The 12,412-nt window shown below is 70.5% G+C and carries 14 protein-coding genes; 8 read left to right on the top strand and 6 right to left on the bottom strand.

The window, feature by feature from the left end; genetic code table 11:
* Positions 1–6: 6 nt before the first annotated feature.
* Complete coding sequence (greA, locus tag AW274_RS32425; RefSeq protein ID WP_062338955.1) at positions 7–507, bottom strand: transcription elongation factor GreA; 501 nt, start codon at positions 505–507, stop codon at positions 7–9.
* Between the two features lie 79 nt (positions 508–586).
* The gene (locus AW274_RS32420) at positions 587–1,000 is read right to left on the bottom strand and encodes a DUF4307 domain-containing protein (protein WP_062440487.1); all 414 of its coding nucleotides are present in this window, start codon (positions 998–1,000) and stop codon (positions 587–589) included.
* Positions 1,001–1,081: 81 nt separating this feature from the next.
* Between AW274_RS32420 and mca the strand changes: the two genes are divergently transcribed.
* From mca to AW274_RS32410, 3 genes are read left to right on the top strand one after another with little or no spacing between them, the layout of a single operon-like run.
* A complete protein-coding gene (gene mca, locus AW274_RS32415; protein WP_062440484.1) occupies positions 1,082–1,972 on the top strand; it encodes a mycothiol conjugate amidase Mca in 891 nt (296 codons plus the stop codon).
* A 10-nt stretch (positions 1,973–1,982) separates the two neighbouring features.
* Positions 1,983–2,150, top strand: a complete 168-nt coding sequence (locus tag AW274_RS40750; RefSeq protein ID WP_157520847.1) for a hypothetical protein — start codon at positions 1,983–1,985, stop codon at positions 2,148–2,150.
* On the top strand, positions 2,143–2,421 hold the full coding sequence (locus AW274_RS32410; protein ID WP_062440481.1) for a GNAT family N-acetyltransferase: 279 nt from the start codon (positions 2,143–2,145) through the stop codon (positions 2,419–2,421). Before AW274_RS40750 ends, AW274_RS32410 begins: the two co-directional genes overlap by 8 nt.
* On the opposite strand, the gene AW274_RS32405 is transcribed toward AW274_RS32410, so the two are convergent.
* Together AW274_RS32405 and AW274_RS32400 are read right to left on the bottom strand one after the other, a co-directional pair.
* A complete protein-coding gene (locus AW274_RS32405) occupies positions 2,410–3,558 on the bottom strand; it encodes a hypothetical protein (RefSeq protein WP_062440478.1) in 1,149 nt (382 codons plus the stop codon). The genes AW274_RS32410 and AW274_RS32405 overlap by 12 nt on opposite strands.
* Before the next feature lie 93 nt (positions 3,559–3,651).
* Entirely contained in the window at positions 3,652–4,050 is a 399-nt protein-coding gene (locus AW274_RS32400) for an ATP-binding protein (protein ID WP_062440475.1), read from the bottom strand.
* A gap of 160 nt (positions 4,051–4,210) precedes the next feature.
* Here AW274_RS32400 and AW274_RS32395 point away from each other — a divergent pair, with 160 nt between their 5' ends.
* The 5 genes from AW274_RS32395 (at position 4,211) to AW274_RS32375 (ending at position 9,689) form a co-directional block, all read left to right on the top strand.
* Positions 4,211–5,746 (top strand): SpoIIE family protein phosphatase, encoded by a 1,536-nt coding sequence (locus tag AW274_RS32395; RefSeq protein WP_083975161.1) that lies wholly within the window; start codon positions 4,211–4,213, stop codon positions 5,744–5,746.
* Positions 5,743–6,762 carry a cobalamin B12-binding domain-containing protein gene (locus AW274_RS32390; RefSeq protein WP_062440469.1) on the top strand — a complete coding sequence of 340 codons (1,020 nt, stop codon included), beginning with the start codon at positions 5,743–5,745 and terminating at the stop codon, positions 6,760–6,762. The genes AW274_RS32395 and AW274_RS32390 overlap by 4 nt, the downstream gene beginning before the upstream one ends.
* Positions 6,762–7,094, top strand: a complete 333-nt coding sequence (locus tag AW274_RS32385; protein WP_062440466.1) for an STAS domain-containing protein — start codon at positions 6,762–6,764, stop codon at positions 7,092–7,094. Before AW274_RS32390 ends, AW274_RS32385 begins: the two co-directional genes overlap by 1 nt.
* Positions 7,095–7,103: 9 nt before the next feature.
* Positions 7,104–7,631 (top strand): GNAT family N-acetyltransferase, encoded by a 528-nt coding sequence (locus tag AW274_RS32380; protein WP_063813768.1) that lies wholly within the window; start codon positions 7,104–7,106, stop codon positions 7,629–7,631.
* Positions 7,632–7,727: 96 nt separating this feature from the next.
* Positions 7,728–9,689, top strand: coding sequence for a thioredoxin domain-containing protein (locus AW274_RS32375; protein WP_062440460.1), 1,962 nt, complete (start codon positions 7,728–7,730; stop codon positions 9,687–9,689).
* Here the strand turns inward: AW274_RS32375 and AW274_RS32370 are convergent.
* Both AW274_RS32370 and AW274_RS32365 read right to left on the bottom strand, forming a co-directional pair.
* Positions 9,686–11,827: a transglycosylase domain-containing protein gene (locus AW274_RS32370; RefSeq protein ID WP_062440457.1), complete on the bottom strand. Its 2,142-nt coding sequence runs from the start codon at positions 11,825–11,827 to the stop codon at positions 9,686–9,688. The genes AW274_RS32375 and AW274_RS32370 overlap by 4 nt on opposite strands.
* Before the next feature lie 62 nt (positions 11,828–11,889).
* The gene (locus AW274_RS32365; protein ID WP_062338945.1) at positions 11,890–12,357 is read right to left on the bottom strand and encodes an Lrp/AsnC family transcriptional regulator; all 468 of its coding nucleotides are present in this window, start codon (positions 12,355–12,357) and stop codon (positions 11,890–11,892) included.
* Between the last annotated feature and the right edge of the window lie 55 nt (positions 12,358–12,412).

Here is a 12,412-nt window from a genome sequence, read left to right as displayed (position 1 = left end):
AACGCGTCAGCTCCCAATGTAGGGAACCGCCTCCAGCACCTCGACGGTGATCGAGCGACCGTTGGGCATGGTGTAGCTGGCCTTCTCGCCGATCTTCTTGCCGTTGATCGCAGCCCCCAGCGGCGACTTCGGCGAATAGACGTCGATCGGCGAACCGCTCTCCTCGCGGGAGGCGAGCAGGAAGGTGACCTCTTCGTCGTCACCCTCGAACCGGATCGTCACCGTCATGCCGGGACCCACCACACCTTCGGTGCGGGGCGCCTCGCCCACCTTCGCGGTGTCGAGGATCTGCCGGAGGTGGAAGATCCGGGCCTCCATCTTGCCCTGTTCGTCCTTGGCGGCGTGGTAGCCGCCGTTCTCCTTCAGGTCGCCCTCCTCGCGGGCGGCCTCGATCTTCTTGGCGATCTCGATCCGACCCGGGCCAGAAAGGCGGTCGTACTCCTCTTTGAGGCGGTCGTACGCCTCCTGCGTCAGCCAGGTGACGTTCTCGTTGTGGGAGACGGCCACGCGGGTTCTCCTTGCTTCCCTAGGTGAGTCGAAGGGCTAACAAGTTAACGCCTTCGAACGCTTCCCCAAAGATTCCAGTCTATACGAGGGAGCAGCCCTGAACATCTACGCTTGTGGCTTGCGCGTTGATCCTCACCTGTTCGGTCAGGGTGACGTCACCGTCGCCCGGGGGAATGGTGATCTCCCGGGTCCCGACCTCGACGTGGTGGACGTCGACGGCCCGCAGACGGCACGTCGCCGCGCGGTCTTCCGGCTTGTGCACCATGAAGGTGATCTCGGCGGAATCGGGGCGGCTGGTGTCGAAGGTCATGACGTCGGCCCGCACCTCCGGGTTGCCCCGCGCCGACAGGATCACGTAACCCCAGCCGCCGGCCACGATCGCGACGACGACGGCCATGACGGCGTACACGACGAACCGGCCGCGCCCCATGGGCGGCCTCGGCGGGAACTCGTCGGGGGTGCCCAGGATCGGGCGCGGAGCTGGTGCCGACATGAAAGGAATCTCCCTGCGAGGTCCCGGCGTTGTCCGAGACAATTCTCACCAACGCTATTGGATGCTTTGACAAGGAGAGCCGTGACGAACGCGCTGAGGCTGATGGCCGTGCACGCGCACCCCGACGACGAGTCGAGCAAGGGCGCCGCGACGATGGCCCGGTACGCCGCCGAGGGCGTCGAGGTCCTCGTCGTGACCTGCACGGGCGGGGAACGCGGTTCGATCTTGAACCCCAAGATGGACCGCCCCGACATCCTGGAGAACATGGGCGAGGTCCGCCGGCTGGAGATGGAGCGCGCGAGGGAGATCCTCGGCGTGGACCAGCGGTTCCTCGGCTTCGTCGACTCGGGCCTGCCCGAAGACGAGAACGAGCCGCTGCCTGAGGGCTGCTTCGCCCTCCAGCCGATCGAGGTCGCGTCGGCGCCGCTCGTGGCGGCCGTCCGCGAGTTCCGGCCCCACGTGATCCTCACCTACGACGACGACGGCGGCTACCCGCACCCCGACCACATCAAGACCAACCGGGTGTCGGTCGAGGCCTTCGACGCGGCCGGCGACCCCGACCGCTACCCGGGCACGGGCGAGCCGTGGCAGCCGCTCAAGATGTACTTCCACGGCGGTTTCACCAAGGCCCGCTTCGAGGCGCTCCACGAGGCCATGAACGCCCGCGGCCTGGGCTCCCCCTACGCCGACTGGATCGCCCGCTGGGAGGACCGCCCGCAGAAGTGGGAGACGACCACCCGGGTGCCCTGCGGCGACTGGTTCGAGACCCGCGACCGCGCCCTGATGGCCCACGCCACCCAGGTCGACCCCGACGGGTTCTGGTTCGCCTGCCCGCGCGAGATCCAGCAGGAGGTCTGGCCGACCGAGGACTACCACCTGGCCCGTTCACTGGTCGACGTGACCCTCCCGGAGGACGACCTGTTCACCGGCATCCAGGTCCCCGCCGGAACCGGCGCCGCCCCCTGCTCGTAGACTACATACCGTGATTTCGATCGCTGCTCCCGCCACCGACCCGACGGCAATCGGCCCCGGCCTGCTGGGGTTCATCGTCGTCGCCTCCATCGGCGTGGCCCTGTTCTTCCTGATCAAGTCGATGAACCGGCAGATCGCGAAGATCGAGGTGCCCCACGAGGGATCCAAAAGTGACTGACGTCGCCGACGACGCCGAGGCCGGGCGCTTCGAGATCAGCGTCGACGGCGCGGTCGCGGGCTTCGTCAAATACCGCCTGCCGCGCCCCGGCCGGATCGTGTTCGTGCACACCGAGATCGATCCGGCCCACGAGGGCAAGGGCCTCGGCTCGAAGCTGGCCCGCGCGGTGCTCGACTCGGCCCGCGAGCGTGGCCTCGAGGTGGTGCCGATGTGCCCGTTCATCAAGGGCTACATCGAGCGCCACCCCGAATACGCCGACCTAGTCGCCTGACCAGGCGCGTTCGAGGGCCTTGGGCAGGCCCCACCAGCCGAGCGGAGTGAGCACCTCGGCCTTGTCGACGATCCCGAGATGGGCCCACAACGGGGTGACCGAGGTGAACAGCATCTCGGTCGCCTCGAGCTCCTCGGGGTCGTCGGGCTCGCTCACCAGGTCTTCGGAATCGGCGATGAACCGGGCGATGCGCTCGGGCGAGGCCAGCACCCCGGGGCCGTAGCGGGTCAGCGCGACGATCGCGGCCAGCCAGTCGGCGTGGTGGATCGCGCACAACGACGCCAGCACCGAGTCTTCGTGGCTGAGCTCGCCGTCGAGGTCGAAGAACCGGGCGGCGTCCTCTTCGTCGGGCAGGTCGGAGATCGGCGCGGCGATGCCGGCGGCCACCCGCAACCACAGGTCTTCGTCGGCGTCGGGCAGCCGGTCTTCGTCGAGGCCGGCGCAGGCCCGCAGCACGTTGCCGGGGAAGCCCGGCGAGACCAGCGAACGCCGCAGCCGGTCGGCCGCCGCCTTCAGGTCGCCCGCCGGGAAGGGCGGCTCGGGCAGGTCGTCGAGGGCCCTCCTGAGCTCCTGGAGGGCGTAAGCCTCCTCCTCGTCCCAGGCGGCGTAGAGCTCGGCGTCCTGCTCCTCGCTCACCGAGACGCCCGGCACCCGCCCGTCGGGCAGCCCGGCCGTGAGCCAGCGCTCCTGCAGCTCCTCGTACGCCTGCCGCGAGGTCACGTCGCCCTGGGCGAGCGCGTCGGGGTCGATCACCCCCGCTTCGACGAGCTCCTCCAGGTGGGCGACGAGGCGGCCGTACATCTCGGTGGCCACCGGGCCGCGTTCGCTCTCGTCGGGCCAGACGAAGTAGCTGCGGGTCAGCAGGATCGGCTCGGTGCCGGTCGACTCGAGCCAGCGCTGCACGTCGCCGACGGTGGCCACGCCCGACTCGATACGGGTCAGGGTCGACTTGGCCGACTCCCAGAACACCACCGTGAGGGGGTTCCCGGCCGCCATCAGGTCGCGGCGCAGCTCGGGCAGCGACACCAGGGCCTGGCCCGAGGGCACGGCCAGCAGGGCGCGGGCGACGTCGCGCCGGGTCAGGTCGCGGGCGGGCCGGCCCGCGTGACGCGCCGCGAAGTCCAGATCGACGCTCACGCGGTCTCCTCCGTCGGCGGGTGCTTCCGGCTCGTGTGCCCGACGGCTCGCTCGCTCACGTGTCGTGAGCCTACGCCCGCCGGTCGGACGCGGCTAGCGGGGTGACTGGGCAAGGGTCATCCGCAACCGGATGCGGGATCGGCCGACCATCTGGGAGATGCTGAACTCGTCGCACAGCTGGCCCATGAGCCACAGGCCGAAGCCCCGGGGCGTGCTCGACGAGGGGCGGCTGCGGTGGATGTCCTGCGGTTTGAGGGTGCCGGCCGAGTCGGTCACCTCGACGGTGATGCCGTCGGCGTCGTACCAGATCTCGACGAGGCCCTCGCCGCCGCCGTGTTCCAGCACGTTGATCACGGCTTCGTTGACCGCCGTGACCAGGTCGTTGAGTCGGTGGCCACGCAGACCTGCTTCGGTGGCCACGCCGGACACCCGGCCGCGCAGGCCGATCAGGTCGGTGGTGATCGCCCACCGGAGATGCTGGTCGGTGTTCACTCCGTCCCCCTGTGATAGCTCGTCGCACGCTAACTACCCGGCACCCGCCGGTCAATTCACAAGCTGCATGATTGCCATCTTTACGGGCAATATCGCAGGCACGCGTCGACGCTGACCCCGACGGGTAAAGTTGAGCGATCCTCGCGCGAAAGGTCCGGTGATGGATTCGGTAACGCATGCGCCCTCGACAGAGGTACTGCGGGCGATCGTGGAAGCGGCCGCCGACGGAGTCGTGCTGTGCGACGCCGACGGCGCTGTCGTGCTGGTCAACGCCGCCGCACGGGAGATGGTCCCGGGCGACGTGATCAGCCTGCTCGACCGCGCCCGCGAGCCCGGGGAGACCTACGAGACGGCGCTGGGCGACCGGCTGCTCCGGGTCCGCCGCGAGATCTTCGGCATCGTCCACCAGGCGTGGTATCTGCGCGACGTCACCAACGAGACCGCGCGCGCCGACGCCCTGCGGGCCGAGCGCGAGCGCACCCAGTTCCTCGTCGAGGCCGGCCGCCGTCTGTCCGCCTCGCTCAACACGCGCCGCTGCGCCCGCGCCACCGCCGAGCTCGCGACCGGTCTGCTGGCCGACGCGGCGATGGTCGTGCTGCCGCCGGGCGGCCTGCGGCGCACCGCCTGGCTCCGGTCGTCCGACGCGGGCCTCGAAGAGGGCGACATCCCGGTCGCCCACGCCGACCAGGTGCCCGGCCTGGCCGAGGCGCTGGCCGGGTTCCCGCCGGTGCCCAGCCGCTGGCTCGACCCGCACCAGGCGCCCGAGTGGCTGCTGCCGGCCGGTTTCGGCCCCGTGGGCCACCTGCTGGTGACCCCGCTGCCCGGCAACGGCGTGCCCGCCGGCGCGCTGGTGCTGGCCCGCCGCGAGGGCGGCGCCGGTTTCGACGACGAGACCGAGACGCTGGTCCGGGTGTTCGCCGCCCGCGCCGGCGCGGCGATCTCGGCCGCGGTGCTCTACCAGGAGCAGAGCGCGACCAACGCGATCCTCGCGGGCGACCTGCGGCCGCCGCCGCTGCCCGTGGTCGAGGGCCTCGAACTGGCCGGTTCGCTGCGCTCCGCCCAGCAGACCGCGCTGATCGGCGGCGACTTCTACGACGCGCTGCCCACTCCCGACGGCCCGCTGGTGACCCTCGGCGACGTGTGCGGCAAGGGCCCCCGCGCGGCCGTGCTGGCCGGGCAGGTGCGCCACAGCCTGCGCGCGCTGCTGCTGCTCGAACGCGACCCCGAACAGCTCATGCACCTGATCAACAAGGCGCTGCTGAGCTCCTACACGCCGCGGTCCCACGTGACGCTGGTGCTGGCGGCGATCCACCCCGGCGAGGGCGTGATCGACCTGGCCGTGGCCGGTCACCCGGCCCCGCTGCTGCTGCGCGCCGACGGCGCGGTCGAGGAGGTCGACGCCCGGGGCACCCTCCTGGGCGCGATCAAGTCGGGCGCGATCAGCCTGCGCACCGCCTCGATCGAACTGGCCCCCGGCGACCTGCTGCTCCTCTACAGCGACGGCATCACCGAGGCCTTCGGCGGCCCCACCGGCCGCGAGATGTACGGCTCCGACCGCCTCAAGACCGCCCTGGCCACCTGCGCCGGCATGCCCGCGACCGCCGTCGTGGAGCGTCTGGAGCAGTTGAACAGCGACTGGCTGGCGGGAGGAGTCTTCGACGACCGCGCCCTGCTGGCGATCCGGCGGTCACGATGAGCGTCGCGGTCGACGTCGTCGACGACTACCTCGAGAAGGTCGGCACGGCCGACGAGTTCGGCGCGATCGACCTCGTCCTCGGCCTGCTCGGCGAGGGCGTGCCGGCCGAGTCGCTGCTCCTCGACGTGATCGCCCCGGCGCAGCGGCGCGTCGGCGAACTGTGGGCGGCCGGCACCTGGTCGGTGGCCCGCGAACACGGCGCCACCGCGATCAGCGAACGCGCCGTGGCCGCCATCGCCACCGCCGTGCGCCCCCGCCCGACCCGCAGCCGCATCACCGTGGCCTGCACCGACGGCGAATACCACGCCCTGCCGACCCGCCTGCTGGCCGAGGTCCTGCGGCTGCGCGGCTGGCACGTCGACTTCCTCGGGGCCAACGTACCGGGCCCTCATCTGATCACCCACCTCCACCAGACCGGCCCCGACGCCGTCGCGATCGGCTGCGCCCTCCCCACGAGGCTGCCGCGCGCCCACGCGACCCTGACCGCCTGCCAGGCCGTCGGCATCCCGGTCCTCGCGGGCGGCTCCGGCTTCGGCTTCGACGGCCGCTTCGCCGCCAAGCTCGGCGCCGACGGCTGGGCCCCCACCGCCGACGCGGCGGCCGACCTGCTCGAACAGGGCAGGCTCCCGTCGTTCCCCACCCCCGGTGCGACCCTGGCCCACCTGGCCGACGAGGAGTACACCCTGTTCACCAAACGCCGGGGAGAGATCCTCGCCGGCGTGATGGCCGAACTCCCCCGCCGTTTCCCGCCGATGCGCGACTACACCCAGGCCCAGTTCGATCACACCGCCGACGACCTGGCCCACATCGCCGACTTCCTCTCCGCCGCCCTCTACATCGACGACACGAGACTGTTCACCGACTTCGTCACGTGGACCTGCGACCTCCTGCACGCCCGCGGCGTGCCGTCCCGGTCGGTGGCGCTGGCCCTGCGCCTCCTCCACGACGAACTGCATGATTTCCCGCGCGCCCGCCACCTTCTGGCGGAGGGCACGCTCGCCGCAGATGGAGCCTGATGGAAACCGCGCCTTTCCTGATTGAGATCGAGAATCCGGAGCCCGACACCACCCGGCTGACGCTGTCCGGAGACTTCGACTACACGACGTCGGCCGACCTGGCCGCCATGACGCCGACGCTGATGACCAGCGCCCTGAGAGTGCTGGAGGTCGACCTGACGGGGGTGACGTTCATCGACTCGTCGGGCCTGGCGACCTTGATCCACCTTTATCACGCGGCCGAAGAGCATCCGGCGGAGATGCGATTTGTGGGGATGACTCCATATATCGCCCATCTTTTCGAGGTGACGGCCCTCGACCAGGTGTTCAACCTGCCGACGTCGGCTGCGTAGCATCGCTGGATGCACCTGGAAATCCGGCCGATAGGGCTGTCCATGGCGGCCGATCTGGCCGCCGTCTATCAGGAGAACCGCGATTTCCTGCGGCCCTATGAGCCGGAACGTACAGAGGCCTTTTTCACGATCGCCGGCCAGCGCGACAACATCCGCATGATGATCACGGCCGCGCGCGCGGGCGACCGCTGGCCCGCCATGATCTACCTGGGCGACCGCCCGTGCGGGTTCATCACGCTCAACACGATCCTCCGCAGCGCCCTCCAGTCGGCCCGGGTCGGCTACTGGGTGGCCGAAAAGGACGGCGGCCGCGGCGTCGCGACCAGGGCGCTGGGGGTGGTGCTCGACATCGCGTTCTGCGAGCTGGGGCTCCACCGGGTCGAGGCGTCGGTGCGGGTCGACAATCCCCGGTCGAAGCGGGTGCTGGAGAAGAACGGGTTCCGTACGATCGGGATCGCCCGCCAGCACGTCTTCCTCGATGGGGCGTGGCGGGACGAATATCTGATGGAGCGCCACGCGCCCCCCATAGGGAAATAGCCTGACCTTCGATTCAGCCGACCAGAGCCGGCAGGCTCAGCCCGCCGGGACCTGCGGCGTCGGAGCCGTCGGAGTTGCTCACCTAGGCTTGGCCGTATGAACCGGCTGGCCGGGGCCACGAGCCCCTACCTGTTGCAGCATGCCGACAACCCCGTCGACTGGTTCGAATGGGGCCCGGACGCCTTCGCGGAGGCCAGACGCCGCGACGTCCCTCTCCTCATCTCCGTCGGCTACTCCGCCTGCCACTGGTGCCACGTCATGGCCCATGAGTCCTTCGAGGACAAGGGCACTGCGGCGATCATGAACGCCCGGTTCGTCAACATCAAGGTCGATCGGGAGGAACGTCCCGACGTCGACGCCGTCTACATGGCCGCCACGCAGGCCATGACCGGGCAGGGCGGCTGGCCGATGACCGTCTTCGCCACGCCCGACGGCCATCCCTTCTACGCCGGCACCTACTTCCCGCGCGCGGGGTTCCAGCGGCTGCTGATGGGCGTCCACGAAGCCTGGACCACTGACCGTGAGGCCGTGCTCGATCAGGGCGGGAAGGTCGTCGAGGCGCTCAACGAGCGGGCCGCCCTGCCGTCGGGGCCGCTGCCGACCGCCGAGACGCTGGAGGCGGCGGTGCGGAGTCTCCAGGAGGGCTTCGACGCCGAGCGCGGGGGGTTCGGGGCGGCGCCGAAGTTCCCGCCGTCGATGGTGCTGGAGTTCCTGCTTCGGGTACGCACTCCCGACGCCCGCGCCATGGCCGACACCACCCTGGAGGCGATGGCCCGGGGCGGCCTCTACGACCAGCTCGCAGGCGGGTTCGCCCGCTACAGCGTCGACGCGTCGTGGGTGGTGCCGCACTTCGAGAAGATGCTCTATGACAACGCGCTGCTGCTGCGCGTCTACGCCCACTGGTGGCGGGACACCGGCTCTCCGCTCGCCAGGCGCATCGCGCTCGAGACGGCCGAGTGGATGATCGCCGAGCTGCGCACCCCCGAGGGCGGTTTCGCCTCGGCGCTCGACGCCGACAGCGAGGGTGAGGAGGGGCGGTTCTACGTCTGGACGCCCGATCAGCTCCAGGAGGTCCTCGGGCAGGCCGACGCCGCCTGGGCGGCCGAGTTGTTCGAGGTCACCGGGACCTTCGAGCACGGCACCTCGGTGCTGCAGCTGCTCGCCGACCCCGACGACCAGGAGCGCTACGAGTCGATCAGGGCGCGGTTGCGGACGGCGCGGGAGCTGCGGGTGCGTCCCGGGCGTGACGACAAGGTGGTGGCGGCCTGGAACGGGCTGGCCATCGCCGCGCTCGCCGAGACGGGGGCGCTGTTCGACCGGCCGGCCCTGGTCGAGGCGGCGGCGCGGGCGGCCCGGCTGCTCGACGAGGTCCACATCAGTGACGGGCGGCTGCTGCGCACCTCGCGTGACGGGCAGGCGGGCGGCAACGCCGGGGTGCTGGAGGACTACGCCGACGTCGCCGAGGGTTTCCTCACCCTCTACGGCATCGCGGGCGACGTCCACTGGTACCGGCAGGCCGAAGCCCTGCTCGGCACGCTGCTCGACCGGTTCCCCGACGGCGCGGGCGGCTTCTTCGACACCGCCGCCGACGGCGAACGCCTCTTCCAGCGGCCGCAGGACCCGACCGACAACGCGACGCCCTCGGGGCAGTTCGCGGCGGCCGGGGCGCTGTTGTCGTATGCGGCGCTGTCGGGTTCGGCCCGGCACCGCGAGGCGGCCGAGGCCGCGATCGGAACGGTGTCGACGCTGGCCGACCGCTACGCCCGCTTCGCCGGGTGGGGGCTGGCCGTCGCGGCGGCGGCGCTGGCGGGGCCGATCGAGGTGGCCATCACCGGCGACCCGTCGGACGACCGCGTCAAGGCGCTGCACCGCGCCGCCCTCATGTCGGGCGCGCCGGGCCTGGTCGTCGCCCTGGGCGAGGGCGACGTGCCGCTGATGACGGGCCGCACCCTCGTCGACGGCGAGCCCGCCGCCTACGTGTGCCGCAACTTCGCCTGCCGCCTCCCGGTCACCACACCCGCCGACCTCCGAGCACAACTGGCCACCGGGCCCGCTTAGCGGGTGCCCACCGGCACGTCGGGCGGGTTGTTCTCATCGGGCAGGTCGGGCTGCTGGTTGCCGGGTTCCTCCGTCGACGGGGGTTCGTCGTCAGGGCCCCCGCCGTCTGAGGGCGGCGGGGTGACCTCGGGCTGACCGCCGTCGTCTCCGGGCGGCGGGGAGTTCCCGTCGTCGCCGGGGGCCGTCGGGCTCGGGTCGGGGCTGGGCTCGCCGGAGGCGAACTCGCGTTCCTCGTCGTCGGTCGGGCGGTAGTAGTCGTTGTCCCACCGGTAGTAGGTCACCGGGTCGGGGAACTCCTTGACCGGCTTGCCCTCCATCGCGGTGGTCATGAACGCCTTCCAGATCTGGGCCGGAAGGGTGCCGCCGTAGAGCTCGCCGTAGCCGGGGATGGTCACCGGCAGGTTGTCGTCGCGGAACATGTCGACCGCCACCGACAACTGCGGGGTGAAGCCGTTGAACCAGACGGCGGCCGAGGCGTCGGTGGTGCCGGTCTTGCCGGCCACCGGGCGGTCGTAGAGGCGGGCGCCGGTGCCGGTGCCCGAGGTGACGACCTGTTCCATCGCGAAGGTGGCGTCGGCGGCGGTGTCCTCGGTGAAGACGCGGCGGCCGGTGGTGTCGGTCTTGCGGGTCTTGCCGCTCCCGTCGGTCACCGACCTGATCACGTGGGGGTCGTGGTGCACGCCCCCGGACGCGAACGTCGCGTAGGCGCCCGCCTGCTGGACGGCGCTCACCGACGCCACCCCCAGCGGGAAGGTGGCGGCCTTGCGGTGCTGGGCGAGCTGGGCGGCGGGGATGCCGGCCGCCTCGGCCGCAGCGGCGATCTTGTCGAGGCCGATCTGCTGGCCGAGGTCGACGTAGGCGGTGTTCACCGAGTATTGGGTGGCCTGCACCAGGTTGACCGAGCCGTAGGAGGAGCCGCCGGAGTTGGGGATGGCGGCGCCGTTGACGTACATGGGCGAGTTGCCGTAGTAGCGCTGGGTCAGCGGCACGCCGTCTTGCAGGGCGGCGGCCAGCGCGTAGGCCTTGAAGGTGGAGCCGGCCTGGACCTTGGCGTCGAAGGCGCTGTTCCACTCGCTCTGGGCGTAGTCGCGGCCGCCGTAGAAGGCGACCACCTCGCCGTTGCCCGGGTCGACGGCCGCCAGGCCGGCGCGGACCTTCTTGGGGGTGCCCTCGGGCAGGATCTCGGCGACGGCGTCGGAGGCGGCGGCCATCAGCTTCTTGTCGAAGGTCGTGGTGACCTTGAGGCCGTCTTGGAAGATGTCCTCGTCGCTGTAGCCCATGCGGTTGAGCTCGCCGACCACCTGGGCCAGCATGTAGCCGTTCTGGCCCGACAGCGACAGCGGCTTCTTCTGCTTCTTGAGCTCGGGGAAGGTCATCTGGGCGGCCTGGCCGGCGGTGATCGCGTTGATCTTGACCATGCCGTCGACGACCGACTTCCAGCGGGCCTGCGCGGCGGTCAGCATCGCGCCGGTCGGGTTGGCGAAGTTGGACGGCTGCTGGATCACCGCGGCCAGGTAGGCGCCCTGGGCGGGGGTCAGCTTGTCGACGTCGACCCGGAAGTAGGCCTGGGCCGCGGCCTGGATGCCGTGGGCGCCGCGCCCGAAGTAGATGGTGTTGAGGTATTGCTCCAGGACCCAGTCTTTCGACTTGGATCGATCCACTTTCAGGGAGATCATGATCTCCTTGAGCTTGCGCATGATGGACCGTTCCTGGCTGAGCCCGCTGTAGTAGTTGCGGACCAGCTGCTGGGTGATCGTCGAGCCGCCCTGGATCTGGGCTCCCGTGAGGGTCGACCACATCGCTCTGGCCGTACCTGAGAGAGACACGCCCTGATCCTGGTAGAAGGTGCGGTTCTCGGCCGCGATGACGGCTTCCCTGACCGGCTTCGGCACCTCGGAGAGCGGCACGTTCTTACGGTCGACGCCCCGGCTGGCCAGCACCGTCTTGCCGTCGCGGTAGTAGAACACCGAGCCCTGGGCGGTCGCCAGTTCCTGGGTCGTGTCGGGGATGGGGGTGAGCACCCAGATCACCGCGAAGGCGCCGATCGCGGCTACGGCGGCGGCGCCGAAGCCGATGAGGGCGATGCGCAGGAACCTCCGTCGCGGCCACAAACCCGCGATCTTCCTGCCGATCCCCACGCGCACCCCCCGGCCGACGATGAACCATCACCGTAAACGATACGTCGTGATGCTCCGTGCACTTAGCGCTGTGCCGCCCTGACCAGCGGAAGTGTGCGGTAAGGGACGGGTGTGTCCAGTGCGATCACCGATTCGGTGCGCATGACCCCGTGGAGATCGACGATCAGGTCGATGACCCGCTGGAGATCGGCGTTGCTACGGGCGACGATACGGCACAGCATGTCGCCGCTGCCGGTGATCGTGTGGACTTCGAGCACCTCGGGGATGCGGCCGAGCCGGTCGGCGAGCGGCTCGTGGCCGGACACCTGCCGGATCTGGAGCGTCACGAACGCCGTGACATCGTAGCCGAGGGCGGCCGGGTCGATCTCGGGTCCGAAACCGATGATCACCCCGCGGGCGACCAGCCGGTCGAGCCGGGCCTGGACGGTGCCCCGGGCGACGTTGAGGCGGCGGCTGCACTCGAGTACCCCGATTCTGGGTTCCTCATTCAGCAATGCCACAAGTCGGATATCCAGCTGGTCAACGCTCACAACATTGCTCTTCCCGATCCGCCCAGCACTAGACACATTGTCCACTGTTTCCGGA

The organism is Herbidospora daliensis, from assembly GCF_001570585.1.
Lineage (GTDB): Bacteria > Actinomycetota > Actinomycetes > Streptosporangiales > Streptosporangiaceae > Herbidospora > Herbidospora daliensis.
The sequence above is the reverse complement of the archived record's forward strand: the minus strand, read 5'-3'. Positions and strand labels throughout refer to the sequence as shown.

Coding starts and splice junctions, on each gene's coding strand:
- AW274_RS32420 (WP_062440487.1), bottom strand. CDS start 1,000: ATGTCGGCACCAGCTCCGCGCCCGATCCTGGGCACCCCCGACGAGTTC.
- AW274_RS32395 (WP_083975161.1), top strand. CDS start 4,211: ATGGATTCGGTAACGCATGCGCCCTCGACAGAGGTACTGCGGGCGATC.
- AW274_RS32390 (WP_062440469.1), top strand. CDS start 5,743: ATGAGCGTCGCGGTCGACGTCGTCGACGACTACCTCGAGAAGGTCGGC.
- AW274_RS32385 (WP_062440466.1), top strand. CDS start 6,762: ATGGAAACCGCGCCTTTCCTGATTGAGATCGAGAATCCGGAGCCCGAC.
- AW274_RS32380 (WP_063813768.1), top strand. CDS start 7,104: ATGCACCTGGAAATCCGGCCGATAGGGCTGTCCATGGCGGCCGATCTG.
- AW274_RS32375 (WP_062440460.1), top strand. CDS start 7,728: ATGAACCGGCTGGCCGGGGCCACGAGCCCCTACCTGTTGCAGCATGCC.